The following is a 25153-nucleotide window of genomic DNA, read 5'->3' as shown; positions in this document are numbered from 1 at the left end:
TCCGCACCGGTTGAGGCTGACCGGTACGCCCGACTCCGTATCCTGAGGGCCGTGGCGCGCGACCTCCCGTTGCTTCTGCTGGACGTGGACGGTGTCCTGAATCCGTTCGCGGGAGACCAGTGCCCGGTCAGCTACCAGGAGTTCCAGTTCTTTCCGGGGGAGGCTCCGGTACGGCTGTGCCCAGCTCACGCGGATTGGCTCCGAGAGCTGGGCGAACGGTTCGAGATGGTGTGGGCCACCGGGTGGGGCGCGGAGGCGAACCGGCTTCTCGCGCCGGTACTGCGTCTTCCGCAACTGCCGGTCATCGGTCTTCCGCCGGGCCCGTTCGAACCGCGCGAGAAGGTGCCCGCCGTGGCCGCGTACGTCGGCTCACGTCCGGTGGCCTGGATTGACGACGCGCTGACGACGGAGGCGCGGGCCTGGGCCGAAGCCCGTGCGGCACCCACTCTCCTTGTCGATATCGATCCTGCCGAGGGGCTGAGCCTGGCTGTGGTCCGCCGGCTGCTCGCCTGGTCGCAGGGTTTGCCGAGTCCGACTGATTCCCTGAGGCGACGACAGCAGGGCTGACAGCAACTGGCCCGGACGAGAAGACCGACGTCGGACGGGTGCGGTCAATGCCCCGGGGTCGGGACCCGGACGGACGACGGCCGGACAACCTGCACAGAACCGGATACTGGTCGGGTGGCGGAGGAGCAGGTTACCGAGTTGACCAGGTGGACGATTCATGGCGAGCGGGTCGTGGACGGCAGCCGGCGGGCGCGGTTGAGCATCGCTGAGGTGGAACTGCCGGACGGTGTCAGGTTCGAGCAGTACGTGATCCGCGCGCCCCGGTCGGCGATGGTCGCCGTGCTCGATGAGCAGGAGCGCCTGTTGCTGATGCGGCGGCATCGGTTCGTGTTCGACCGGTGGGTGTGGGAGCTGCCGGGTGGCTACGTCGATGACGAGGAGCAGCCAGCGGCGTGCGCGGTCCGGGAGGTCGAGGAGGAGACCGGTTGGCGTCCGGTTGCCGTGGAACCTTTGCTGTCGTTCCAGCCGTGGGTGGCTACTGCGGACGCGGAGAACCTGCTGTTCCTTGCCCGCGAGGCGGAGCACATCGGCGCTCCGGTGGATGTCAACGAGGCCGAGCGGGTGGCGTGGATTCCGCTGGAGGAGGCGCGGGATCTGGTGTCCCGGGGTGAGATCGTGGGCGCCGGCACGGTGATCGCGGTGTTGGAGCTGGTCGCGCGCAAGGCCCGGCGCGAGCTGTAGTCAGCGGCGTTGGCCGAGGGCCACGTCGACGGGGTGTTTCGCTTTCCAGGAGACTGCCCTTCTCGATCCAGCCTGCCAGCCGGGCTGGTGGTGGTCTGTGAAGCGCCATCGGTCAGGGGTACCGTCGGTGGCGGCGCGGTTGCCGGTTGCCGTGCTCGGCTGCCCGCCGCAGTGACCGCTGTCCGAGGAGATGGCTGTGCCTCGCCGAGCCATACCCGCTGATCCGTCCGTGGGCGACCGCATCCGGGCCCGCCGTGAGTTGCGCGGCTGGAGCATCCGGTACGCCGCGAGTCGCGCGGGCGTCTCGCACACGACGTGGTCGCGTATCGAGCGTGGTGTCCAGCGCACGGATCGGTACATGGTGGTCGACCTGGCGGCTGCCCTGGAGTGCTCGGTGTTCGACCTGACGGGGCAGTCGTACACGCCTGCCGATCGGCAGCTTGATGGCGCGCGTATCGACGCCGAGCGGGTGTGGCGGATGATGATGGCCCACCCGTTCGCCGCGCCGCCGGTCGTCGGGGCCGCCACTGTGGAGCAGGTGGCCCGGGAGTCGGCGCTGGTGCGCGATCTGTACGGCCGGTGTGACTACGCCGGAGCCCTGCGTCGGCTGGTGGACTTGCTGCCCGCCCTGCACGGCGTGACCGACCAGCGGGCGGCGTACCGGTTGATGGTGCCGGTCTACGGCGTGGCGATGGGTTCGTTGCTGAACATCGGCTATGCGGCCCACGCCTGGTTGGCTGCCGAGCGGTGTGCCGAGGCGGCGGCCCTGCTCGACGATCCGGTTGCGGTGGGGGTGGCGGCGGCGAACCGCGCCCGGGTGTCGGCATACACCGGCGCGTACGGTCCGGCCCGGGCGTTCTGCGACCGAGCCGGGGCGGACCTGAATGGCAGTGGCGCGGCCACGGCGTTGGACGTGATCGGGTTCCTGCACCTGGCCCGCGCGCATCACCTGGCTGGCATGAAGGACCAGACCGCGGCAGAGGATCACCTCGCCGAGGCGGCCCGGATCGCCGCGCACACCGGCGAGACGACGAGCTGGGATCTGGCATGGGGGCCGCGCAACGTGGCGTTGTGGCGGATGGCGTACCAGCTCGACACGGGGCGCCCGCAGGAGGCGTTGCGGACAGCCGCCGGAGTGGTCGTGGCCGAGCTGCCGGCGGTGCGTCAGGTGTACTTCTGGCTGGACATGTCCCGTGCGGTGGTGGCGGCCGGCCGGGAGCGAGACGCGGTGCGGATGTTGCTGGCCGCCGAACGGGTTGGCCCGCAGCACGCTCGGTCATCGACGGCGGCGCGGGAGATCGCGCGCGGGCTGCTGCGCCGAGGGCTCGTCTCCAGTGAGCTGCGGGGCCTGTGCGAGCGCATGGGGGTCTCCGGCCCATAGTGGTGCGTAGGTGTTCCATCACGCACCGTGCCGTCCATAGCGTCCCGATCAGGACGCGGCAGCAGGAAGCACGCTTTGTCGGTCGTGTCCGCCGGGTGGCTGCGCTGTCAACCCTGGCGCGACGCCCGACGTCTGCGCTGCCGTCGCCACCCTCCCTGACGAGAGGAAGGCGGAGCCTGTGGTCATGCGGTCCGAGCTGCGTGGCATCGTGCGGTGGCTGCTGCGGCGGTCTGACTCGCCCCCGCCGTCGTCCGGCCAGCGCCACCAGGCCGCCGAACAGGCGGCCGCGCAGCGGCGGTTGCTCGACCAGGCGAAGCGGCTGCGGAACAACGGCGACTGGTCGGCAGGGGAAGCCAGGTGAACGACGACGAACGAGTGATCTTCGCGGCTCACGTCCGTGGACTCGACGGAATGTGCATCGGTTGCCGGGTGTGGTGGTCGCGGCTGGTGCCGTACCCGTGCTGGCAGATGGACTGGGCGACCAGCCGGCAGGCCCGGGCGATCATGGCCCGCTTCCTGGAGGTTGAAGCGTGACCACCCACGGCCCGATGCTGTCGATCTGGAGCTGCGGCGGGTGCGGGGCTCCCTGGCCCTGCCGGACCCGCAGACAGGAGTTGCGGGCGGAGTTCGCGGACGCGCCGATGTCACTGGCGCTGTACATGGGGGCGCAGTTCGTCCGCGCCGCCGAGGATCTGACCTGGGCTCCGGCCGGCACCCTGCACCGACGCTTCCTCGGCTGGACCCGGTGAGCATCCTGCGGGCCGGCGACGAGAAGTTCCACTACAGCGACGGCTCCCACCGGTGGATCCCGCCGGACCCGGACTACGACCAGGAGGTCTGGAACGAGCAGGTCCGCCAACATAAGCAAGGCCACCTGAGGAACGAGAGGCCGAAGGTGCGCATCCAACGCCTCGTCTGACCCCAGCAGTGCCGGCGGCTCCCCTCCGGGATCAGGCCGGCGTCGCGGCGCGGGCGGCGAGCACCGCGTCGACCACCCGGCCGCGGCCCAGGCCGTCCACGGTGGACCAGGCGCGGGCGGAGAGTGCGGCGCGGCGTTCCGGGGAGGCGAGCAGCCCGGTGAGGGTCCGGGCGGCGGCGGCCCGCGCCGCCCGCCCCGGCACCCCGGCGGCGGCCAGTTCCGGCAGCTCGCCGAGGCCGGCGACGAGACCGTGCGCGACCACCCGCTGGTACGACTCCCGCTGGTTGTCCACCACGCAGACCAGCGCGGACGGCGAGCCGAGGCAGCACAGCTCCCACGTCGACGTGCCGGCCGCGCTGACCACCAGGTCCGCCGCGCCGATCAGCGCGGGCAGCTCGTCGGTGGGCGGCACCGGGCGCAGCGACTGCCCCCGCCCCGGCGGCACCGCCGCCAGTTCCGCCTCGACCTCGGGGCGGCCGACCACGACGGTGAGGTCCATCGGGTGCCCGGTGGCGAGCAGCACCCGGGTCAGCACCGGGGCCGCGCCGACCGCGTCGGTGCCGCCGAAGAACGCCAGCACCCGGGGCCGGCCCACCGCCGTCGCGGGCCGGGGCACCGCCGGACGGGCGGCCACCACCGAGTCCCGCAGCAGGGCGTACGCGGTGCCGGCGAGCAGCCGCCCGGCCGGCGCGACGGTCGCCGCGCCGAAGTTCTGGTCCAGGTAGAGGTCGGCGTCCTGCCCCCGGGTGTCGCCGTCGACGACGGCCAGGGTCAGCACGCCCGCCGCGCGCAACGCGCCCGCGCCGGCCGGGTCCAGTTCGTAGGAGTCGAGCACCATGACGTCCAGCGCGTGCCGGCGCGCGGTCGCCACCAGCTCCTGCGGGGTCTCCGGGCCGGGGTGCAGCGGGATGCCGCGGGCGGCCAGTTGCGCGCCCGCCCAGCCGACCCGCTCGACGGTGCCGAACATCTCGACCGAGGCCCCCCGGGCGAGGAACTCCTCGCCGAGGGCGAGACAGCGGACCAGGTGCCCGACGCCGCGCCGCGGCCCGGCGTCGCAGCGCAGTCCGACGCGTACGGTGCTCAGGACTCCTCCAGCCGCTTCTGTCGTACGCCGGCGTTGACGGCGCGCAGCGCCGGTTGCCCGTCGAGCCAGTCGGCGAGCTTGGCCAGCGGCACGCTGACGTCCCCGAAATGGTCGGTCACCGCCCGCACCAGGGTCCAGTCGGCCTCGGTGTCGAGCGTGAGCCGCAGGTCCGACCGGTCCGGGGTGAGCGTCACCCCGAGCACCCGGAACAGCTCCGGGCGAGAGTACGCGTACGAGGTCACGTGCACCCGGTGGTGATCGGTGGCGAGCCGGTCCAGCGTCCGCAGCGTGTCCGCCCGGACGACCTCGACGTCCAGGCCCCGGGGGAGGGTGCGGGCGATGGACGTGCTGGCGTAGTCGAGCCCGGGCACCGCGCGCCAGACCGCCGCGACCAGCGCGATGATCTCGGGGTCGAGCAGCGGGCAGTCGGCGGTGAAGCGCATCACCGCGTCGCCGGGGTGGGCGTCCAACGCGCCGACGAAGCGGGTGAGCACGTCGTCGACGGGCCCCCGGTGCCACGCCACGCCCAGCCGGTCGCACTCGGCCACCACGGCGTCGTCGGCGGGCTCGGTGCTGGTGGCGACCACCAGGTCGGCGAGGACGGCGCTCTCCCGCGCGGCCCGCACCACCCGACCGAGGACGCTGCGCCCGGCGAGCGGCCGGAGCACCTTGCCGGGCAGCCGGGACGAGCCCATCCGGGCCTGCACGACGCCCACGATCCGCGGGCCGGAGACGGTCGCGGCCGCCTCGGGTGGCTGGAGGGCTCCTGCCGGTTCGGGTGCCAGCCGGTGCCCGGTGCCGGTCTCGCCCGCCGTCGACGGGGAGGCGGTGCCGGTGGGCTCGGGCGCCGCCGGGATGCCGGCGGCCGGTGCGTCGGTCACTGATTCTCCTCAGGCTTCGGGGCGAGGGCCTGCCGGGCCCGGCGCTTGGCCGCCCGGGCGCCCCGCTTCGCGATCCGCGCCGGGGCGATGGCCAACCGGCCCACCCGGTAGCTGAGCGAGCCGCTGAGCAGGTGGATCGTCGCGTCGGCGCGGCGCAACGCCCGCTCCCGCGAGGTGAGCAGTTCCTCGGTCCACTTGAGCAGCGCGGCCAGCCGGGTCAGCTCCTCGCGCTGGCGCAGCCACGCCTCCCGCAACTGCTGGTAGCTGCGACTGCCGATCGGTGGGTCGGTCGGCTCGACGGCCCGCAGCTCGGTGGCGAGGGCGACGCGCCCGTCGGCGTCCAGCCCGTGCAGGGCGGCGGCGATGGCCGCCTCGGCCTCCACGGCCGCGGCGACGGTCGGCCGGTCCAGGTCGTGGCCGGCGACGCCGCCGAGCACCACGGTCAGGCCCGCCACGTCCAGCGTGGACGTCCACGGGTGGGCGTACCCGCCGGTGAGCAGCTCGGCGGCGAAGCGCCACAGGCTCCGGGCGAGCACCACGTCCACGGCGAGCGGTTCGGCGGCCCGCCAGCTCGGGTCGAGCACCGCGTAGGCGTCCCCGGCCACGACGACGTTGTCCACGCTGGCCAGCCCGAACGGGCCGGCGAGCCGGCCGTCGGCGTCGACCTGCCCGGCGAGCCAGCGCGCGTACCCGCGCAGGAGCCGGCGCAGCGCGTCCGTGTCCCGCCGCAGGCAGCCGTCCAGCAGCAGGGTGCGCAGCAGGCGCCCGTCCGGCACCGGCCCGGTGAGCGCTCCCGGGTCCCGGTACGCGGCCAGCCGGCTGGCGAACGGCGCCGTCGCCGGCCCGCCCCGGGTCTCCGCCTTGGCGGCCCGCCACCGCCAGCCGTCCGGGCCGTCGACCACCTCGACCACGCCGGCCCCGGGCGGTCCGGTCTGCACCAGCGCCACGGGCAGGTCGGCGCGCCCCCGAGCGGCCGGGCCCGCGCCGGCCGGGTCCGCGCCGGCCGGGCCTGCGGCGGCCAGGTCCGCGCCGGCGGGGTTCGTGGTCGCCCGGTCCGCGGCCGGGGCGTCGGACTTGTGGGCGAGCACCAGCCAGGCCGGCGCCAGCTCGCCTGCCCGGCCGGTGTGCAGCGCGTCGACCGCGAGCCGGGCCGGGTCCTGGAGCACCGTGCCCCGGGCGACGGTGCGGGAGCACGCCCCGTGCAGCGCCGCGTCGAGGAACCCGGACGTGGTCCGCCGAGCCAGGGCGCCCGTGTCGACCAGCGCGGTCGGCGTCGCCGGGTGCGGGTACGCGGCGAAGCAGGCGTCCGCGCGCAGCCCCCGGGCGCCCAGCCGCCCGCGCAACTGCTCCAGGTTGGCCGGGCGGTCCGCGTCGAGCACCCCGCCGACCACCCAGGCGGAGTCGTCACGCCCGGCGTACCAGGGAGAGGTGGCGACGAGCCGGTGCAGGCCGAGCGGGTTGTCCAGGCGTAGCAGCAGCACGCCGCCGGGGCGCAGCGCCGCCGTCAGCCGGTCGAGCACGCCGGCCCAGCCGAGCCGCGTCCCCTCCACCGACTCGACCGCGTCCAGGCCGGCGCCGGCGATCACCACGTCGAACCGCTCGCCCGCCGGCAGCCCGGCCGGGCCGGCCACCACGACCTGCGTGGCGCGCTCGGCGAGGGCGACCCCGTCGGGGTGGCTGCGCAGCAGGCAGGTCACCTCGGCGTGGGCCAGCCGGTCGAGCAGCGCGGGGTCGTGCGGCCCGGCCAGCAGCACCCGCGCGCCGTCGGGCACCACGCGGGCGGCCAGCGCCGCCAGCGGCCCGCCCTCGGCCAGGCGCTCCGCCGGCAGGTCGGACCAGGCCAGCATCTCCCCGCCCGGCAGCGCGATCCGCGGCGCCGTCTCAGTCGTCACTCTTCTCCTCCTGGAGGTTCGCCCACCCGAGCAGCTCGCGCAGCTCGGCCGGCGTGCAGCGGTGGTCGGTGCCCAGCTCGGCGCGGGCGATCGAGACGGCGGTGGGCAGGTCCACCTGCTCGCCGTGCAGCTCCGGCCACTGACGGCGGATCCGGGCGGTCCCGCCGAAGGTGGGGTCCTCGTCCGCGAGCACCATCGGGTCGCCGTACACGGCCGGCTCGCAGCCGGCGGCGATGCCGTAGAAGATGGCGCTGGTCAGCCGGTTCGACGCCACCCGCCGGTGCCGGCGCAGCTCGGTGAGCTGCTTGTCGAGGAAGAGCGGGTCGGTGTCCTTCCACCAGTGGCCGCGGTAGCCGTGGCAGATCACCCGGAAGCCGGCGTTCTCGTAGAGCCGGCGCACGCGGCGCATGCCGTACTCGTGCCAGTAGAGGCAGACGGTGACCGGGCCGGGCTCGGTGTCCCGGATGCGGGCGATCAGCTCCCGGTGGTCGCCCCGCACGTGCTGACCCTCCCAGCCGTGGAACGGGTACCAGATGGTGCCCTCCCGCTCCGACTCCGGCGGGTCCTCCGGCCGCACGGCCAGCAGGTACGCGAAGGGCGCCCCGATGACGGTCACGTTGCGCCGCCCCACCGACCAGGCCCGCCGCCGGGTCTGCTCCGACCACAGCAGGCTCGGGGTCCGCTCGGCGTACGGGTGGCCGGGGGCGAGGCCGTCGCCGATGTTCCAGCCGTGCTGGACGTACCCGTTGATCCGGGGCGGATGGCCGTCGCCCAGCCCGACGTAGCGGGCCAGCACGTGGGCGTGGCCGTAGAAGTGGTTCGCGTGGTGCATCGGGTCCCCTCAGGCGGCGGAACGCGCCGTGGCGGCGCGCAGCGCCGTGCCGAGGGCGTCGATGACGCGGTCCTGGTCGGCCTCGGTGAGGTCCGGGAACAGCGGCAGGGACAGCTGCTGCTCGTAGAACGACTCGGCCACCGGGCAGGACCCGCGCCGGTAGCCCAGGTCGGCGAAGGCCGGGTGCCAGTGCACGGGGATGTAGTTGACCTGCACCCCGATGCCGGCGGCGCGCATCCGGTCGTACACCTCGCGGCGGCGCCCGTCGAGCACCCGGATCGGGTAGAGGTGCCACGCCGGGGCGGCCCAGGACCGCCGGCCCGGGGTCAGCACGCCGGGCAGGTCGGCCAGCGCCTCGTCGTAGCGGGCGACCAGGCGGGCCCGGCGGGCCAGGAAGTCGCCGAGCCGGCGCAACTGGCTGCGGCCCAGCGCGCAGAGCACGTCGGGCAGCCGGTAGTTCAGCCCGAACTCGTGCACCTCCTGGTGCCAGCCGCCCTCGTCCGGCCAGCGCTGCTCGTCGCGCTCCCGGACCAGGCCGATGTTGCGGAACCGGCGCGCCCGCTTCAGCAGGTGCCGGTCGGTGGCGGCGACCGCGCCGCCCTCGGCGGTGGTGAGGTTCTTCGTCGGGAAGAACGAGAACGTGGTCAGGTCCGCCAGCGAGCCGACCGGCCGCCCCCGGTAGGTGGCGCCGATCGAGTGCGCGGCGTCGGCGAGCAGCAGCGCGTCCGTGCCGGCCGTCGCGGCGCGCAGCGCGTCGTAGTCGGCCGGGTGGCCGGCGTAGTCGACCGCGGACACCACCCGGGTCCGGCTGGTCGTCGCCGCGGCGACCGCCGCCGGGTCGAGGGTGAACGTCTCGTCCTCGACGTCGGCGAAGACGACCTTCGCGCCGAGGACGACCGCGCTGCTGGCGGTCGCCACGAACGTCATGGGCGGCACGACCACCTCGTCGCCGGGGCCGACCCCGGCCGCCGCGTACGCCACGTGCAGCGCCGCGGTGCCGTTGGAGACCGCCGCGCAGCCGGCGCCGCCGGTCCACGCCGCCAGGTCGGCCTCGAACCCGTCGACCTGCGGGCCGGTGGTGAGCCAGTCGCTGCGCAGGGCGGCGACCACGGCCGCGACGTCGTCCTCGGTCACCGACTGCCGGCCGTACGGGAGCAGCCCCGTCATGCGGCGATGCCGAGCATGTCGCGCAGGTGCTCCACGCTGAGCCACTCGTCGTTGCTGTCCGACTGGTACGCGAACCCGTCCGGCACCGGCTCGCAGCCGACGGGCGGCTGGTAGCCCCAGGTGGCGATGGTCGGCTGCACGATGTAGCGGTCCTTCGCGCGCAGGGTCCGGCGGCTGTCGTCCGGCGCGATCATCTCCTCGTGCAGCTTCTCGCCGGGGCGGATGCCGACCTCGTGCGTGGTGGCCTCCGGGGCGACCGCCTCGACCAGGTCGAGGATGCGCATGCTGGGGATCCGCGGGACGAACAGCTCGCCGCCCTGCATCTGGTCGAACGAGTCCATGACGAACTGGACCGCCTGGTCGAGGGTGATCCAGAACCGGGTCATCCGCTTGTCGGTGACCGGCAGGCTCTTGCCCTCGGCGGCCAGCCGGCGGAACAGCGGGACGACCGAGCCCCGGCTGCCGACCACGTTGCCGTAGCGGACGACCGCGAACCGGGTCGGGTGCTGCGCGGCGTAGTGGTTGGCCGAGACGAACAGCTTGTCGCCGACCAGCTTCGTCGCGCCGTACAGGTTGATCGGGCTGGACGCCTTGTCGGTGGAGAGGGCGATGACCTTCTGCACGCCGGCCTCGATCGCCGCGTCCACGACGTGTTGGGAGCCGGTGATGTTGGTGGCGATGAACTCTGACGGGTTGTACTCGGCGGTGTCCACCTGCTTGAGCGCGGCGGCGTGCACCACGTGGTCCACCCCGTGCATCGCGCGGGTCAGCCGGTGCCGGTCCCGGACGTCACCGATGAACCAGCGCAGCCGCGGGTCGTCGCCGAGCTGCTGGCGCAGCTCGTACTGCTTGAGTTCGTCGCGGGAGAACACCACCACCCGGGCCGGGTCTGCCTCGGTGAGGACGTGCCGGAGGAACGTCTTCCCGAAGGAACCGGTTCCGCCGGTGATCAGAATGGAAGACCCATTCAACTCGCTCAATTGGTGCTCCCGTGGTCGTGGTTGTTTCCGCGGCGACCTTGCCCGGTCGACCGGATCGAGACGCTAGACCCGGCGGGTTAACACCTCGACGCCCTTCGGTGAACGGTCGCCGCGCCTGGAGTGAATGCGGAACACCTTGCAGGCAAACACTTTTCGCCAGTTCAGGGCCAGGTTGAGGGGCCTTCGGCCTCGGCTACACTCGGCCCGCACGTTGAGGCGTGCGGACCAGTTACGGAGGAAATCGCGGTGGAACTTCAGCGACTGAGGGTCGTCTTCCGTGCGGCGTTGGAGCTTTCCGACGACGCCGTTGTGGACAGTCTCGAATATCGCGGAATCGAGAAGTGGGATTCGCTCGCGCACATGTCGTTGGTGGCCGCCATCGAGGACGAGTTCGGCGTCATGCTGGACACCGACGAAGTGATCGACCTCAGTTCCTTCGACCGCGCGCGGCAGATCCTGGAGAAGCACGGTGTCGTCCTCACCGACTGACACCGGCACGGCCGCCGCGTCCCGGCCGGGCGCCGGCCGGGACGCGCCCGCCCGTCGGGTCCTGGTCACCGGGTCGACCCGGGGCATCGGCCGTGCCGTCGCCCGGCGGCTCGCCGCGCAGGGCTGCGCGGTCGCGGTGCACGGCCGGCTGCCCGGCTCCGCCGACGAGGTGGCCGCCGAACTGCCCGGCGGACCGCACCTCGCGGTGCACGGCGACGTGGCGGAGCCCGACCAGGTCCGGGCGGCGATGCGTACCGTCTTCGCGCGGTGGCGGGGGCTGGACGCGCTGGTCGTCAACGCCGGGGTGCACGAGGCGGGGCTGCTGGGCTCGGTGCCGGACGAGACGGTGACCCGGCTGTTCGCGGTCAACGCGGCCGGTGCCGCGCACACGCTGCAACAGGGGTCGCGCCTGCTGCGCCGGGGCGACCGGCCGGCGGTGGTGCTCACCGCCTCGCTGGTCGGTTCGGCCGGAGCGGCCGGCCAGGCCGTCTACGCGGCCAGCAAGGCCGCCGTCGAGGGGCTCACCCGGGCCGCCGCGAAGGAGCTCGGTCCGGCCGGTATCCGGGTGAACGCGGTCGCGCCGGGCTTCATCCGCACCGACCTGCTGGCCGACCTCGACGAGCCGGGCCGGCGGGCCCGCGTGGACGCCACGCCGCTGCGCCGGCTCGGCGAGCCGGAGGAGGTGGCCGAGGTGGTCGCGTTCCTGCTCTCCCCGGCCGCCGCCTTCGTCACCGGCCAGGTGCTCGGCGTGGACGGCGGGCTGACCCTGTGACCGGTCTGCCGTACCCCGACGCCGTCGGCCTGCCGTACCCCGACGCGGCCGGTCTGCCGCACCCCGACGCCCGGCTGGTGGACGCGGTGACCGGCCGGCAGGTCGGGGGCGTCGAACTCGCCGCCCGGGTCGCCGACCTCGCCGCGCTGCTCGACCGGGAACCACCGGGCGTGGTGTTCGCCGCCGCCCCCGCCGAGATCGACGCGGTGCTGCGGATCCTCGCGGCCTGGCAGGCCGGCCGCGCGGTCGCGCTGCTCGACCCGCAGGTCGCGCCGGGCACGCTGCGCGAGCTGGTCGACCGGTTCCGCCCCGCCGTGCTGCTCACCGGCCCGGAGCCGGTCGACGGCTACGAGCCGGGCCCGGTCGGCCTCGGCCCGGCCTGGCGGCGCACCGGCCCCGCCGGACCCGCGCCCCACCCCGACCTGGCGCTGCTGCTGACCACCTCCGGCTCGACCGGCAACCCGAAGCTCGTGCGGCTCTCCGGCGCGGCGGTGCGGGCCAACGCGGCGGCCATCGCCACCGCGCTCGGCATCGACGGCGACGAGGTGGCCCCCACCACCCTGCCGCTGCACTACACGTACGGGCTGTCGGTGCTCACCAGCCACCTGCACGCCGGCGCCACCGTGCTGCTGGAGCGCTCCGGTCTCACCTCCCGCGAGTTCTGGACCGCCGTCGACCGGCACCGGGTCACCTCCCTGGCCGCCGTGCCCTACCAGTACGAGATGCTGCGCCGGCTGCGCTTCGCGCCCGCCCGGCACGAACGGCTGCGGACGCTCACCCAGGCCGGCGGTCGGCTGCACCCGGAGCTGGTGGCGGACTTCCACGGCCGGATGGCCGAGGTGGCCGGCCGCCTCTTCGTCATGTACGGGCAGACCGAGGCGACCGCCCGGATGACGGTGCTGCCGGCCGACCGGCTGCCGGAGAAGCTCGGCTCGGTGGGGCTGCCCGTGCCCGGCGGGGCGCTGTCGGTCCGCGCCGACGACGGCACGGAGACGACCGCGCCCGACCGGACCGGCGAGATCGTCTACCGGGGGCCCAACGTGATGATGGGCTACGCCGAGACGGCGGCCGACCTGGCCCGCCCCGACGAGCTGGGCGGCGTGCTCGCCACCGGCGACCTGGGCCGGCTCGACGCCGACGGGTTCCTGCACGTCACCGGCCGGATCAAGCGGATCGCCAAGGTGTTCGGAGTCCGGGTCAACCTCGACGACGTGGAACGGTCCCTCGGCCACCACGGGCCGGTCGCCGCGATCGCGGGCGCGGACCGGCTGGTGGTGGTGGCCGAGGGCGCCGACGCCGACCGGCTCGCCCGGATCCGCGCCGAGGTGGCGGAGGCGCTGGGCACCCACTCGTCCGGCGTCCAGGTGCGTGGCGTGGACGCCCTCCCACTGACCCCGACGGGCAAGCCCGACTACCGCGCGCTGGAGGCACAGTGCTGACCGAGGTGTTCACGCTCACCCAGCCCGAGAAGGAACACCGGCTCCGCGACGAACTGGTCGGGCTGCTGGCCCACCACCGCCGCCACTGCCCGCCGTACGCGCGGATCCTGGACGCCCTCGGCGGCGCGGACGGCGACGTCGAGACGCTGGCCGACCTGCCCTGGCTGCCGGTGCGGCTGTTCAAGACCCGCAAGCTGGCCAGCGTGCCGGACGACGAGGTGATCCGGGTGCTCACCTCCAGCGGCACCACCGGCGAGGTCAGCCGGATCCACCTGGACCGGGAGGCGGCGGCCACCCAGTCCCGGATGCTGGCCCGCACGCTGGGCGCCGTGCTCGGCCCGCGCCGGCTGCCGATGGTGGTGGTGGACCGGGCCGGCGTGGTCGGCGACCGGCGCTCCTACTCGGCGCGCGGCGCCGGGGCGCTCGGCATGGTCAACTTCGGCCGCGACCACCTGTGGCTGCTCGACGCCGACGACCGGCCGGACGTCGCGGCGCTCAAGGACTTCCTGGCCCGGCACGGGGACGCGCCGTTCCTGGTCTTCGGCTTCACCTTCATGGTCTGGCGCTACCTCTACGAGGTGGCCCGCGACCACGGACTCGACCTGTCGAACGGGATCCTGGTGCACTCCGGCGGCTGGAAGAAGCTCGCCGACCAGGCGGTGGACAACGCCGAGTTCCGCCGCCGGCTCGGCGCGGACACCGGTCTGGAGCGGATCCACAACTTCTACGGGATGGTCGAGCAGATCGGCACGGTCTTCCTGGAGGGGCCCGACGGCGGCTCCCTCTACTGCCCGGACTTCGCCGACGTCATCGTCCGCGACCCGGTCACCTGGCGGGAGGCGCCGATCGGCACGCCCGGTGTGATCGAGGTGCTCAGCACCCTGCCCACCTCCTACCCGGGCAACGTGCTGCTCACCGAGGACCTCGGGGTGGTGCACGGCGTCGACGACGGGCACTGGCCGGGCAAGCGGTTCAGCGTGCTGGGCCGGCTGCCGCGCGCCGAGGCCCGGGGTTGCAGCGACACCTACGTCGGAGGTCAGGCATGACGGTACGGATGCGCTTCCCCGCCGGGCCCGAGGTGCCGGTCGACGACCTGCTGCCCCCGGCCGCCGACCCGCCGCTGACCGTCGGCGACGAGCGGATCGTGGACTTCCTGACCTCGGTCTCCCGGCGGCTGCTGGCCCCGGCGCTGGCCCGCCGCCATCCGGAGCTGGGCTCGCTCGGGTTCTTCCTGCGCCGCCGGGAGTTGCTGCGTGGCGTGGAGCGGCTGCACGCCGGGCTCGACGACGGGGTGCTCGCCTTCCCCCGGGGCGTGGTGTTCCACATCCCGCCCGCCAACGTGGACACCATCTTCGTCTACTCCTGGGCGCTGTCCGCGCTGGCCGGCAACACCAACGTCGTCCGGGTGTCGCCCCGCTCGGCGGCGGCGGCCGACACGATCCTGGACGTGCTCAACGACAGCCTGGCCGCCGCCGACCCGGTCGTGGGCCGTACCCAGCGCATGGTCACGTACGGCCACGACGACGCGGTGACCGGCCGGCTCAGCGCCGGCTGCGACGTCCGGGTCATCTGGGGCGGCGACCGGGCGGTGACCGCCGTGCGTCGGCACCCGCTGGCCCCCGCGGCGCGGGACCTCACCTTCCCCGACCGCTCGTCGTTCGCGGTACTCTCGGTGGCCGGCTGGGAGGCCGCCCCGCTCGCCGACCGGCGGGACGCCGTGGCGCGGTTCGCCAACGACGCCTACTGGTTCGACCAGGCGGCCTGCGCGTCGCCCCGGGCGGTGTTCCTGGTCGGCGACGAGCGGCGCGCCGACGCCGTCCGGGCCGAGTTCGTGGCCCTGCTCGGCGAGGCCGTGCGGGAGCGGGGCTGGGACGTGGACGCGGCGATGGCCGTCGAGAAGCGGGTCGGCGCGTACGGGCTGGCCGCCGACGGGGGAGTGGCCCGGATGGTGTTCCACGACAACCTCGTCGCCACGCTGGAGCTGGACGGGCCGGCGGCGGCGCCCCGGGAGTGGCTCGGCGCGGGGACGTTCGGCTTCGTCACCCTGGGAGAGCTGGCGGAGCTGGCGCCGTTCGTGCGCCGGCGGGACCAGACGCTGACCCACTTCGGGTTCACCCGGTCCGAGCTGGTCGACTTCGCCCGGCAGCTCGGCGGCCGGGGCATCGACCGGATCGTGCCGTTCGGCGCGGCGCTGACCTTCGCGCCGGTCTGGGACGGCCACGACCTGCTCCGCGAGTTTGTCCGGCTGGTCACGGTCGCCGACTGACTCCGTACCCCGGTGCCCCGCCCGGGCGGTCGCACGAGGAAGCCGGCGCCTGTCCGGGCGGTCGCACGAGGAAGGGGGCCCGGTCCGCGCGCGCGGACCGGGCCCCCTTCGCGGTGCGGGTGGCCTCAGACGAGGTCCCAGCTCAGCGGCGTCCCCTTCGGCACGTCCCGGCTGAAGGCGCGGCCGAGCACCCGGTCGAGGTCGGCCGGGGGGAGTCCGCCGGCCGGCCGGATCGAGCGCACGACCGCCGCGGTGACCGGGTCGCCGGCCCGGACGTCCTCGACCACCCAGAGGGACCGGCGGAACCGCAGCCCCTCCCGCTCGGTCGGGGTGGGCCCGATCGCGGTGCCGCCCAGCGCCGCCCACGCCCGCTCCGACTCGACGGTGAGGGCGGTCAGCTCCGCCGGCTCCAGCGAGAAGTCCGAGTCGACGCCCCCGTCGGCGCGGCGCAGCGTCACGTGCTTCTCGATCAGGCAGGCGCCGAACGCCACCGAGGCGACCGGGACGCCGATGCCCGGCGTGTGGTCGGACAGGCCCACCGGCAGGCCGAACGTGTCGGCCAGCACGGGCAGCCGGCGCAGGTTGCTGTCCTGCGGGGGCGCCGGGTAGGACGCCGTGCAGGCGAGCAGCACGATGCCGCCGGCGCCGCCCTCCCGGGCGGCGCGGACGGCCGCGTCGATCTCGCCGACGGTGGCCATCCCGGTAGAGATGACCAGCGGCTTGCCGGTGGCCGCGACGAGCCGGATCAGCGGCAGGTCCACCAGCTCCGACGACGCGATCTTGTACGCGGGCGCGTCCAGCTCCTCCAGCAGTTCCACCGCCGTCGCGTCGAACGGCGAGGAGAACACCGTCAGACCGTGCCGGCGGGCCCGTTCGAAGATCGGCGCGTGCCACTCGTACGGGGTGTGGGCACGCTCGAAGAGCTGCCAGAGGCGCTCGCCGCCCCACAGGTCGTGCCCGTCGGAGAGGCGGAACGCGGGGGCGTCCACGTCGATGGTGATGGTGTCCGGCCGGTACGTCTGGAGCTTGAGCGCGTGCGCCCCGCTGGCCGCCACCGCGTCGACGATGGCGAGCGCCCGGTCCAGGCTGCCGTTGTGGTTGCCGGACATCTCCGCGACCACGAGGGGCCGCTCGCCGGGGCCGACCGCGTACGGGCCGATCTTGACTGTCGCCGTCATGTTCCTCTGCTCTTCTCCGTCCACACCACCTGGTGCGGCGTGCCGTCGATGTCCCGCTCGTAGCGCCGGACCTCGCGAAATCCGAAGCGCCGGTGCAGGGCCAGCACCGGCTTGTTGGCGGCCAGCGTCTCGCCGCCCAGCGTCTCCGCCCCGAGGGTGTCGAAGGCGTACGCGATGGCGGCCCGCTCCAGCGACAGCCACGCCGGCAGCAGTTGCCCACGGGCGTCCAGGCCGTCGATGTCCAGGTAGAAGCCCCAGGTGAGAGCCCGCTCCGGGGCGGTGACCCCGGAGAACGTGACGATGCCGGACGGCACCTCGTCGTGCAGGTGCACCAGCACCCGCCGGTCCGGGTCGACCCGGACCCTCGCCCACCAGGCGGTGTGCTCGACCAGGCCGATCTCGTGGCTGGTCAGGCTCACCGCGCGCACCTGCGGGTGGTTGCGCCAGAGCAGCATCCGGTGCAGGTCGCCGCCGTCTGCCGGCCGCAGCGGCCCGGCCACCGGAGGCTCGGTCGTCGGAAGCCCGGTCATCGGCGGCTCGCCATCGCGGTGGTCTGGTCCGCCGCCGTCCCGGTCGCGGGTCGCCCGGTCTCCGCGACCTGCCCGGTCTCCGCGACCTGCCCGGTCTCCGCGACCTGCCCGGTCTCCGCGACCTGCCCGGTCTCCGCGACCTGCCCCGCCTGGTCGGCCTCCGGCGAGGGGAGGGCCGGCGGGCCGGGCCGGGCGCCCCGCACCCGGCCCGCCGCCCGGTGGGCCCGGCGCAGCGCCGCGTACGCGAGGTAGCTGTTCCGCCCGACCAGGCGGTGCTTGAGCCCCGCGACTCCGGAGGGGCGGGAGTAGCCCGCGTCGGGCAGGTAGCGGCGGTAGTGCTCGGCGACCCGGCGGAAGAACGCGCGGCGCAGCCGCGGGTGCAGCCGGCCGTCGTTGCCCGCCACCACCAGGTAGTGGCTGATCATCAGGGTGAACAGCTCGGCCCGCAGCCGGTCGTCCGGGGCGTGCCGGTCCAGCCAGTCGAAGAGCCGCTCGTACTGGTCGAAGGCGTCGAAGTGCCGGCGGCTGCGGGTGGAGGTGATCGCGCCGAGCCGGCCCTGCCGGTAGAGGTAGCAGACCCGGTTCAGCACGGAGATCCGCTCCGCGCCGATCAGCAGCGGGTGGCTGAACGGGATGTCCTCGTACCAGCCGGGGAAGAAGCGCAGCTCCAGTTCGGCCATGAACCCGCGGCGGACCACCTTGTTCCAGGCGGTGTGCTGCACCTTCAGCAGTTGCGGCCGGTCGGCGAGGCGGACCACGCCCGGCACTCCGCGCAGCAGGTGGCTGCTCGCGTCGACCTCCCGCCGGCCGCCCTCGTGCACCCGCAGGTGGTCCAGCATCAGCACGTCGGGCCGGTCCCGGCGCAACCGGTCCAGCACCACCGGGATCGTGCCCGGCGGCAGCCAGTCGTCGCTGTCGACGAACCAGACGTACGCGCCGGTGGCCACGTCGAGACCGGCGTTGCGGGCCAGGCCGAGGCCGACGTTGTCGGTCAGGTGGACGGTGCGGATGCCGACCCGCCCGGCCGCGTACGACCGCAGCATCTCACCGCAACGGTCCGGGGAGGCGTCGTCCACCGCGATCAGCTCCACCGCGCCCGCCTCGCCGGCCGGGATGTCGGCGCGGATCGACTCGAGGCACTGGTACAGGTACGGCTCGACGCCGTACACGGGCACGACGATGCTCAGCAGCGGTGCTTGCGTCGGCTCAATGACCACGCCGACACCATCGACCGCGCGGATGGACGGCCCCGGAACCTCACGTTGCCGGCGAAGGTGGAGTCCCTGAACAGCCGCCCAGCGCGGGGTTAACGGTTCAGGATGCGCTTCACCGGGCCGCCCACCACCCGCTTGACCCGGGTGCGCAGGCGCTGCTCCCGCAGCGTCTCCGCGTCCTGGTGCAGCTCCGCGTTGCGGTCCCGCAGCCACTGGATCCGCTCCAGCAGCACGTCCGGCGCGGTCGCGCTGGCCGGACGCACGGCGGGCGGGTAGGTGGTGGCCCGCACCCGCGCGTCGAACCGGGCGGCGCTGTCGCCGTCGGCGAAGGCATTGCCCAGGTCGTGCTTGGCGAGGAAGGCGAGCATGGTCTCGTAGCGTGCCTTGTGGCCGTCGTTGAGCGCCGTGTAGTCCGCCTCGTCGTAGAGCTGGGCGGCGTCGACGTCGGCCGGCACCTCCTTCATCACCCGGTGCGGGATGTCGAAGTACCGGGCCAGCTCCAGGGTGCGCGAGTCGTGCGCGAAGAGGTAGCCGGGCGTGCCGGCGACCAGCGCGGTGATGGTGCCGTGGATCCGGGTGCCGAAGGCGAACTCGAACCCGGAGAGGTAGTCCATCCAGGTCCAGGGGTCGACGAACATCCGCACCTTGTCCTCGGTGAACAGCGGGTGCGAGGTGTGGATCGGGATCGCGCTGGACTTGCCCCGGTCGTCGGGGGCGTCGCCGTAGAGCAGGGTGCCGAGCGTCTTGAGGTCCTGCGGCAGGTAGCGCAGGTTCGGGTACCGCTCGTGGTGCCGGGCGATGATCTTCGCCATCGACTTCACGTACGGCGAGACGGTCAGCGCGAGCCGGTCGTCGGGCGCCAGCGCCGCCTTCCGCTTCTCCACCCGCAGGCTGTCGCCGTGCAGGAACATCGACGGGCAGCCGATCACGTCGACGGCGGAGAAGCCCAGCGTGCGCAGGTAGCCCTCGGTGATCTCACCCCGTACGCCGATGCTGTGCGAGCGGTCGAGCACGGCCCGGACGAAGCGGGTGACGGCGTCGTCGATCGGGCGCAGGTACTCCCGGTCGCCCTTGACGTCGGTCTGCACGCCCACCCCGAGCACCACCACCGGGATCTTCAGCCGCTCGACGAGCTTCGTCATGAGTTCGATGCGGTGGGCGTAGCTGCGCCGGAAGGCGTTGGCGAGCGGGACGACGTAGACGTCGTACCGCTCGTTGATCATGTCGGCGTCGCGCGGGTTGACCTTGAACTCGGTCGGGGTGATCTCGGTGGTGCTGGTCTGCAGCAGCTTGTGCGCGGCGTGGCTGAAGACGAGGTTGCCGTTGTTCTCGCCGATCCAGTTCCCCTCGAAGGCCTCCTCGGGGGAGTAGACGTCGAACGGGCCCTTCTTCGCCCGCATCAGGATCCGCTGGTGCATCCGTCCCCGCCTCTCGTCACCTCCGGGTCACGGAATATTAGGCCACCGGCCGGCCCCGGCACAGACGCGCGTCACTCCGCCACGCGGAGGGACGGAACCGTCACGCGGTGGACGGGGACACAGGGGGACATCCGGGGCGGCGGGTAGGGTGCCCGGCGGCGGCGCCGACCGGAGGCCGCCGCGGGCCGTCCTGCGCCGCCCGCCCACGCCCGAGGAGGAGACGTACGTGCTGGTGACCCTGCGGACCGCCGGGCCGCCGGCATGACGGGGGCCGCGACCGTCGCGCCGGAGGCCCGGCCCGCGCCCCCGGCCGGTCGGCTGCCGTCGCTGACCGGGCTGCGCTGGGTGGCGGCCCTGCTCGTCTTCGGCTTCCACGCCGGCACGATGGGGATCATCGCCGAGCCGGACCACCGGGCAGTGGTGAACTGGGTCTTCACCCTGGGCCTGTCCGGCGTGCAGTTCTTCTTCATCCTCAGCGGTTTCGTGCTGGTGTGGTCGGCCCGACCGACCGACTCCCGCCGGGCGTTCTGGCGTCGCCGGATCGCCAAGATCTGGCCCAGCCACGTGGCGCTGTGGGCGCTCGCCCTGCTGGTCGCGGCCTGGTTCGCCGACCCGGTGGACCGCGCCGTCGCGGTGGAGAACCTCTTCCTGCTCCAGGCGTGGGACCCCCGGCCGGGCGCGTTCTACAGCATCAACACGGTCAGTTGGTCGCTGTCCTGCGAGTTCTTCTTCTACCTCTGCCTGCCGCTGGCGCTGCCGCTGCTCCGCCGGGCCCGGCCATGGGCACTGTGGACCGTGGTCGTCGCGGTGCCGCTGCTGATCCTGGCGCTCTGGCCGGCCCAGGCCCTGGTGCCCGAGGACAGCCGCTGGTGGTTCACCCAGATCTTCCCGCCCGTCCGGTCCCTGGAGTTCTGGATGGGCGTGGCCGCCGCCGAGCTGATGCGGCGCGGCCGGTGGCGGGGGCCGGGCCTGCCGGTGGCGAGCCTGGTCTTCGTGGCCACCTGGGTGGTCGCCGCGCAGTGGGTGCGCGCCGAGCTGTGGGCGGCGTTGCTCGCCGTGGCGTACATCCTGGTCATCACCGCGGCGGCGGACGCGGACGTGCGCGGGCGGCGGTCGCCGTGGCGGTCCCGGCCGATGGTCTGGCTCGGCGAGGTCTCCTTCGCCTTCTACCTGGTGCACGTGCTGGTGATGGTGACCGTGCTCCGGCTCACCAGCGACTGGGGCGTCGGCTACCGCGGCTGGTGGGGGCTGGCCGCGGTGCTCGGTTTCCTGCTGGTCAACCTGGCCCTCGCCGGAGCGTTGCACCGCTTCGTCGAGACGCCGATGATGCGGCTGCTCGGCCCGCGCCGCCCGGCCCGGGCGCTGCCGCCGGTCGAGGGTGTGGCCGCCCCGCGGCAGCGGCCGCCGGGGGAGCGGGGGCGCGTCGTGCCGCGCCCCCGGCATGCCGAGCCGGAGGCGGACCATCGACCGGCGTACGCCGAGCCCCGTGCGACGGCCGGCCGGCCGCTCCCCCGGGCGTAGGACGACCGCGTCCATTGACGCAGGTCGACCAACCGGAGTAGCCGGACTACCCGTCCACCCTGGTCCGTGCGGTCCGGGGTGGGCGGCCGGACGCGCAGAGCATCGGGCCGGAGGGCCGCCGAGACCGCCGCACACGGGACACGCCCGGCGGCGATGCGGACCGGCGGCATCGGCGGTAGCGTGGTCGCGTGCTTCCCGTCGCGCTCACCTGTCCCCTGTGGTGGGTGGCGCGGTGGGCCGCGCGGCTGCTGACCGGCCTCGCCGTCGCGGTCGCGTTCGCCGTCGGCGCCGGGGCCCTCCCCGCTGCCCCGGCCCAGGCCGGAGTGCCCTCGACCGACACCTGGGTGCCCCCGGCTGACGCCTGGGCGCCCCCGGCCCCGGCACTCCCCGTCACGATGGCACCCGCCGACCCGCCCGTGGCCGTCGCCGACCACCGCGTCGTCGCCGACGGTGCCGACCCCGACCGGGCCGCCGCCGTCGACCGGGCCGCCACCGGCCCCGGCCACCCCGCCGCTTTGGCCGACCCGGGCGCAGCCGCCGGGGCCGTCACCGTCGGCCCGGCCCCCGCGCCGGTCGGGCGCACCCCGGTGACGGCCGGCCCCCGGGGCCCGCCGCACGTTTGATCCGCACCACCCCGCGGGGCCCGCGCGCCCCGCGACCGCGCCCGCCGCACGGCGTAGGAAGGGCCCCTTTCGCCACCGCAGGCGTTGACAAGGGTGCCCGTCCTCCGCTCTCCACCACCCGCGCCACATCCCGGCGGCGGGACGTGGCACCGCCGAGCCCCGCCACCCGGGCGCCGCGTGCGCCCCGCTGCCGCACTCGCTCCCCGTGAGGTGCCGACCATGGAGACCGTCGTCTACCAGTTCCTGATCGAGGTGCCGCGGGCCGCCGCCATCTGGTCCGCCCTGCTCCTGCTGGCCCTGACCGTGCTCGCCGTGCTGGTCGCCCACCCCGAGCGGGTCCGTCCCGCCGACGAGCCGGTCGCCCCGCCCGCGGTCGACCCCGTGGCGGAGGCGGCCGACCTGCGCCGCTACGCCGAGGAGGTGGCCGTCGCGGCGGGCCGGGCCGCCCACGCCGCCCGACGGTGGCGGGCCGACTGGCTCGCCGCCCAGGAGGAGGCCGACCGGGCCTGGCGGGCGTACGACGAGGCGGAGACCGCCGCCCGCCGCTTCACCGGCGCCGCCGCCCTGCCCGCCCCGCGCACCCCGCGCACGCCCGCCGAGTACGCCGCCCGCGAGCGCTGGCTGCACCACGCGGCGGTGGCGGCCCACTGGCGCGGCGACCTCTCCACCCGCCAACTCCGCGAGGTGTTCGGCCGCCGGGCCGGCTGGGATCCCCGCCGGCACCCGGTCGAGCAGGAGATCGCGCTGGCCCGGGCGGTACGCGACGCGAAGCGGGCCGACCACCGGGCCGCCGCCGAGCGGGAACGGTCGGCGTGGCGGGACGCCGACCTGGCCGCCGAGGCGGCGCGGGCCCTGGCCGGGGAGGCGTACGCCGCAGCGGTCCGGCTCCGGCCGGGCCGGCTCCCGGCGGCCCGGCCCGTGTCCGCCGGGCGCCGGCCCGCGCTCGCCGCGCGCTGGCGGCCCGCGCGGGTGGGCTGAACCGCCGGGCAATTTCGTGACGCCGGTCATAGCGGTGCCGAACCGGTCATCCGGCGCGGCCCGGCCGATTCCCGCCGGCGATTCCGCGCCGATGTCCGCCGCTCGTCCGGTTGTCGACGCAAGGTGCGTCGGGAAACGGTCGTCCCATTGAGTCGCGTCAGTGTCGAACTGACCGCAAAAAAAGTCTCTCGATCAAGGTTTAAGCAGGTGGGAGCGGGTTGGCAGGGCGCGGGCCGACCAGTAGTGTCGGCCCGTCCGGTGCGGTACCCGATCGCAAGAGGCGACGCCGCGCCGACCCGCCTAATCGTGAACAGGCGAGCCGGGGACCCAGTGCAACATCGGGGTGAATCCGCGGGCCACGGCCCCGCGGTAGGGCGTTCTTCCCGCCCGAATCCGTCAGCTAACCCGGTCGGCGGCGTCGGAAGGAGTTCCATCCTCGTGCAGCACCCACCCGCCCCCCGGTCGTTCCGGCGCCTCCACGGCGCCGCGGTGCCCGCGCTCGCCCGGCCGCACGCCGCGAGCTGACTCACCGGTCACCGCCCGTCGCCCGGCATTCCGGGCGCATCCCCTGAGTGGTCCACCACCGCCGGACGCCGTCCGCGCGGTCGGTCCCCCCTGCGCGGACCGGCGGCCGCTCACCCCCCGAGCCCGTGGAGGAAACCGTGAAGCACCACCTCAAGCGACAGCTCCGTCGCCTCACGTCCGAGCGTCCGTACCAGGTGGCCGCCGCGTCGGCCGCGGCGCTCGTGCTCGCGTCGGGCACCGGCGCGCTGCTGGCCGGCACCGACGAGGCACCCGCCGCCGCACAGGCCCCGGTGGCCGTGAGCGAGCTGCGGGACGGCAGCGTCGCCTCGCGTGGCGACGCCCGCATCGCGACCGCCCCGTCGGCCGGCGCCCCGGCCGCGTCCAGCGCCGCTCCGTCGGCCAGCGCCACCAGCGCCGCCCCGAACCCGGACCTGACCCGCAAGCCGGAGCCGCCGAAGTCCAAGTCCCTGGACTACGACTACCAGGCCCAGACCACCTTCTACAACTGCGGTCCGGCCGCCGTCCGGCACGCCCTCAGCGCCGCCGGCATCGCGCGCAGCCAGGACGCCCTCGGCGCCCAGCTGGGCACCGACGAGATGGGCACCGACTCGGCCGAGGACACCACCCGGGTGCTGAACGCGACGGTGAAGGGTGACCCGTACCGGACCCGGATGATCCCGGGCGGTGCCGCGACCCCGGCGCAGATGGACCAGCTCCAGGCCGACGTGGTCGCCGCCATCACGGACGGGCGGGGCGTCGTGGTCAACGTCGCCGGCAGCGCCACGGACACCGACGGCGGCTGGCACTCCTTCCCCGGCGGCCACTACATCGCCGTCGTGGGCTACCAGGACGAGGGCCGGCTGGTGAAGATCGCCGACTCGGCGAACCCGGCGACCGCGTCGTACTGGATGTCCACCATCGCCCTGGCGAACTGGGCCGCCACCCGCGGCTACTCCGCCTGACAAAGACACCCGTCGGGCGTCGGCTCCCCACCCCGGGAGCCGGCGCCCGATGTCGTCTCCGGGTCACGGCCCTCGCCGGGGCGTACGGCGGGTGGCACACTGCGGCCTATGGTCGACGAATCGGGTGACCGGGACGGCCGGCGCGTCCTGCTGCTGTTGCACGGCATGGGCGCGACCGGGGACGTGTGGCTGCCCTGGGCGCCGCTGCTGGAGCGCCGGTGGACGGGGCGGTGGCTGGCGCCGGACCTCGCCGGCCACGGCTGGTCGCCGCCGCTGTCGGCGTACTCGTTCGCCGGGCTGGCCGACCGGATCGCCGCGGGGCTCGCGGCGGGGGACCGGCTCGTCGTGCTGGGGCACTCCCTCGGCGGCGTGGTCGGGCTGGCGCTGGCCGCCCGCCGCGCCGGGCTGCCGGTCGACGCCGTGGTCGGGCTCGGCATCAAGGCCGTCTGGTCCCCGGCCGAGCTGGCGAAGGCCGGGGAGCTGGCCGCCCGGCCGGTGACCTGGTTCGCCAGCCGGGACGAGGCGGCCCGCCGGTACCTGCGGGTGGCCGGCCTGACCGGGCTCTTCGCGCCGGACCACCCCGTGGTCGAGGCCGGGCTGCGGCAGGTCGACGGCCGCTGGCGGCTGGCGATGGACCCCGCCGCGTTCGGGGTGGGGGAGCCGGACCTGCCGACCCTGCTGGCGGCGACGGACGTGCCGGTGCTGCTGGCCCGCGGCGAGCACGACCCCATGGTCACCGACGCCCAGCTCAAGGAGCTGGGCGTGCCGGTCGCCACCCTGCCCGGCCTGGGCCACAACGCCCACGTCGAGGCCCCCGAGGCCGTCCTGGAGCTGGTCGACCCGTACCGCTGACC

At 74.7% G+C, this 25153-nt stretch carries 26 protein-coding genes, 1 pseudogene and 1 riboswitch; of the genes and pseudogenes, 17 read left to right on the top strand and 10 right to left on the bottom strand.

Annotated features, from left to right (window positions below):
* Window positions 1-51: 51 nt before the first annotated feature.
* The 7 genes and pseudogenes from AB0G14_RS07840 to AB0G14_RS07810 all read left to right on the top strand — a co-directional run bounded on the left by AB0G14_RS07840 (window position 52) and on the right by AB0G14_RS07810 (window position 3548).
* Entirely contained in the window at window positions 52-567 is a 516-nt protein-coding gene (locus AB0G14_RS07840; protein WP_357694842.1) for an HAD domain-containing protein, read from the top strand.
* A gap of 114 nt (window positions 568-681) precedes the next feature.
* Window positions 682-1248 (top strand): NUDIX hydrolase, encoded by a 567-nt coding sequence (locus AB0G14_RS07835; protein ID WP_357694840.1) that lies wholly within the window; start codon window positions 682-684, stop codon window positions 1246-1248.
* A gap of 229 nt (window positions 1249-1477) precedes the next feature.
* Window positions 1478-2629, top strand: coding sequence for a helix-turn-helix transcriptional regulator (locus AB0G14_RS07830; protein ID WP_357694838.1), 1152 nt, complete (start codon window positions 1478-1480; stop codon window positions 2627-2629).
* 184 nt (window positions 2630-2813) lie between these two features.
* On the top strand, window positions 2814-2990 hold the full coding sequence (locus tag AB0G14_RS07825) for a hypothetical protein (RefSeq protein ID WP_357694948.1): 177 nt from the start codon (window positions 2814-2816) through the stop codon (window positions 2988-2990).
* A pseudogene (locus AB0G14_RS07820) lies at window positions 2987-3163 on the top strand (hypothetical protein); the annotation flags it as partial. The gene AB0G14_RS07825 and the pseudogene AB0G14_RS07820, both read left to right, overlap by 4 nt.
* Window positions 3160-3378, top strand: a complete 219-nt coding sequence (locus tag AB0G14_RS07815) for a hypothetical protein (RefSeq protein ID WP_357694836.1) — start codon at window positions 3160-3162, stop codon at window positions 3376-3378. The pseudogene AB0G14_RS07820 and the gene AB0G14_RS07815, both read left to right, overlap by 4 nt.
* Window positions 3375-3548: a hypothetical protein gene (locus AB0G14_RS07810; RefSeq protein WP_357694834.1), complete on the top strand. Its 174-nt coding sequence runs from the start codon at window positions 3375-3377 to the stop codon at window positions 3546-3548. Before AB0G14_RS07815 ends, AB0G14_RS07810 begins: the two co-directional genes overlap by 4 nt.
* A 31-nt stretch (window positions 3549-3579) precedes the next feature.
* On the opposite strand, the gene AB0G14_RS07805 is transcribed toward AB0G14_RS07810, so the two are convergent.
* The 6 genes from AB0G14_RS07805 to pseB all read right to left on the bottom strand — a co-directional run bounded on the left by AB0G14_RS07805 (window position 3580) and on the right by pseB (window position 10384).
* Window positions 3580-4632, bottom strand: coding sequence for a spore coat protein (locus AB0G14_RS07805; RefSeq protein ID WP_357694944.1), 1053 nt, complete (start codon window positions 4630-4632; stop codon window positions 3580-3582).
* Window positions 4629-5351: a glycosyltransferase family protein gene (locus AB0G14_RS07800; protein ID WP_357694942.1), complete on the bottom strand. Its 723-nt coding sequence runs from the start codon at window positions 5349-5351 to the stop codon at window positions 4629-4631. Before AB0G14_RS07800 ends, AB0G14_RS07805 begins: the two co-directional genes overlap by 4 nt.
* Before the next feature lie 158 nt (window positions 5352-5509).
* Window positions 5510-7405, bottom strand: coding sequence for a class I SAM-dependent methyltransferase (locus AB0G14_RS07795; RefSeq protein ID WP_357694832.1), 1896 nt, complete (start codon window positions 7403-7405; stop codon window positions 5510-5512).
* Window positions 7395-8237, bottom strand: a complete 843-nt coding sequence (locus AB0G14_RS07790; RefSeq protein WP_357694830.1) for a hypothetical protein — start codon at window positions 8235-8237, stop codon at window positions 7395-7397. The genes AB0G14_RS07795 and AB0G14_RS07790 overlap by 11 nt, the downstream gene beginning before the upstream one ends.
* A gap of 9 nt (window positions 8238-8246) precedes the next feature.
* Complete coding sequence (locus AB0G14_RS07785; protein ID WP_357694828.1) at window positions 8247-9404, bottom strand: aminotransferase class I/II-fold pyridoxal phosphate-dependent enzyme; 1158 nt, start codon at window positions 9402-9404, stop codon at window positions 8247-8249.
* Window positions 9401-10384, bottom strand: a complete 984-nt coding sequence (gene pseB / locus AB0G14_RS07780; protein WP_357694826.1) for a UDP-N-acetylglucosamine 4,6-dehydratase (inverting) — start codon at window positions 10382-10384, stop codon at window positions 9401-9403. The genes AB0G14_RS07785 and pseB overlap by 4 nt, the downstream gene beginning before the upstream one ends.
* 246 nt (window positions 10385-10630) lie before the next feature.
* Between pseB and AB0G14_RS07775 the strand changes: the two genes are divergently transcribed.
* From AB0G14_RS07775 to AB0G14_RS07755, 5 genes are all read left to right on the top strand, one after another.
* Window positions 10631-10873: a phosphopantetheine-binding protein gene (locus AB0G14_RS07775; RefSeq protein WP_350685077.1), complete on the top strand. Its 243-nt coding sequence runs from the start codon at window positions 10631-10633 to the stop codon at window positions 10871-10873.
* A 61-nt stretch (window positions 10874-10934) separates the two neighbouring features.
* On the top strand, window positions 10935-11645 hold the full coding sequence (locus AB0G14_RS07770) for an SDR family oxidoreductase (RefSeq protein ID WP_357694940.1): 711 nt from the start codon (window positions 10935-10937) through the stop codon (window positions 11643-11645).
* 5 nt (window positions 11646-11650) lie between these two features.
* Window positions 11651-13084: an AMP-binding protein gene (locus tag AB0G14_RS07765; RefSeq protein WP_357694938.1), complete on the top strand. Its 1434-nt coding sequence runs from the start codon at window positions 11651-11653 to the stop codon at window positions 13082-13084.
* Entirely contained in the window at window positions 13078-14130 is a 1053-nt protein-coding gene (locus AB0G14_RS07760; RefSeq protein WP_357694824.1) for an acyl-protein synthetase, read from the top strand. Before AB0G14_RS07765 ends, AB0G14_RS07760 begins: the two co-directional genes overlap by 7 nt.
* Entirely contained in the window at window positions 14127-15350 is a 1224-nt protein-coding gene (locus AB0G14_RS07755) for an acyl-CoA reductase (RefSeq protein WP_357694822.1), read from the top strand. Before AB0G14_RS07760 ends, AB0G14_RS07755 begins: the two co-directional genes overlap by 4 nt.
* 125 nt (window positions 15351-15475) lie before the next feature.
* Here AB0G14_RS07755 and pseI read toward each other — a convergent pair whose 3' ends face one another.
* The 4 genes from pseI to AB0G14_RS07735 form a co-directional block, all read right to left on the bottom strand.
* Entirely contained in the window at window positions 15476-16528 is a 1053-nt protein-coding gene (gene pseI, locus AB0G14_RS07750) for a pseudaminic acid synthase (RefSeq protein WP_357694820.1), read from the bottom strand.
* A complete protein-coding gene (locus tag AB0G14_RS07745) occupies window positions 16525-17028 on the bottom strand; it encodes a GNAT family N-acetyltransferase (RefSeq protein ID WP_357694936.1) in 504 nt (167 codons plus the stop codon). Before AB0G14_RS07745 ends, pseI begins: the two co-directional genes overlap by 4 nt.
* Window positions 17029-17054: 26 nt before the next feature.
* Complete coding sequence (locus AB0G14_RS07740; protein ID WP_357694818.1) at window positions 17055-18275, bottom strand: glycosyltransferase; 1221 nt, start codon at window positions 18273-18275, stop codon at window positions 17055-17057.
* An 89-nt stretch (window positions 18276-18364) separates the two neighbouring features.
* A complete protein-coding gene (locus AB0G14_RS07735) occupies window positions 18365-19690 on the bottom strand; it encodes a polysaccharide pyruvyl transferase family protein (protein ID WP_357694816.1) in 1326 nt (441 codons plus the stop codon).
* A 261-nt stretch (window positions 19691-19951) separates the two neighbouring features.
* On the opposite strand from AB0G14_RS07735, the gene AB0G14_RS07730 reads away from it, so the two are divergent.
* From AB0G14_RS07730 to AB0G14_RS07710, 5 genes are all read left to right on the top strand, one after another.
* Window positions 19952-21211, top strand: a complete 1260-nt coding sequence (locus tag AB0G14_RS07730) for an acyltransferase (RefSeq protein WP_357694814.1) — start codon at window positions 19952-19954, stop codon at window positions 21209-21211.
* Window positions 21212-21399: 188 nt separating this feature from the next.
* Entirely contained in the window at window positions 21400-21834 is a 435-nt protein-coding gene (locus tag AB0G14_RS07725) for a hypothetical protein (protein ID WP_357694812.1), read from the top strand.
* Window positions 21835-22053: 219 nt separating this feature from the next.
* The gene (locus tag AB0G14_RS07720; RefSeq protein WP_357694810.1) at window positions 22054-22812 is read left to right on the top strand and encodes a hypothetical protein; all 759 of its coding nucleotides are present in this window, start codon (window positions 22054-22056) and stop codon (window positions 22810-22812) included.
* A 287-nt stretch (window positions 22813-23099) separates the two neighbouring features.
* Window positions 23100-23242: riboswitch (cyclic di-AMP (ydaO/yuaA leader) on the top strand.
* 220 nt (window positions 23243-23462) lie between these two features.
* Window positions 23463-24299 carry a C39 family peptidase gene (locus AB0G14_RS07715; protein WP_357694808.1) on the top strand — a complete coding sequence of 279 codons (837 nt, stop codon included), beginning with the start codon at window positions 23463-23465 and terminating at the stop codon, window positions 24297-24299.
* Between the two features lie 108 nt (window positions 24300-24407).
* Window positions 24408-25151, top strand: a complete 744-nt coding sequence (locus AB0G14_RS07710) for an alpha/beta hydrolase (RefSeq protein WP_357694806.1) — start codon at window positions 24408-24410, stop codon at window positions 25149-25151.
* The last annotated feature ends 2 nt before the right edge of the window (window positions 25152-25153 follow it).

The sequence above is a fragment of the Micromonospora sp. NPDC023814 genome, from assembly GCF_040639595.1.
Taxonomy (GTDB): domain Bacteria; phylum Actinomycetota; class Actinomycetes; order Mycobacteriales; family Micromonosporaceae; genus Micromonospora.
This window is presented reverse-complemented; position numbering and strand designations above follow the sequence as displayed.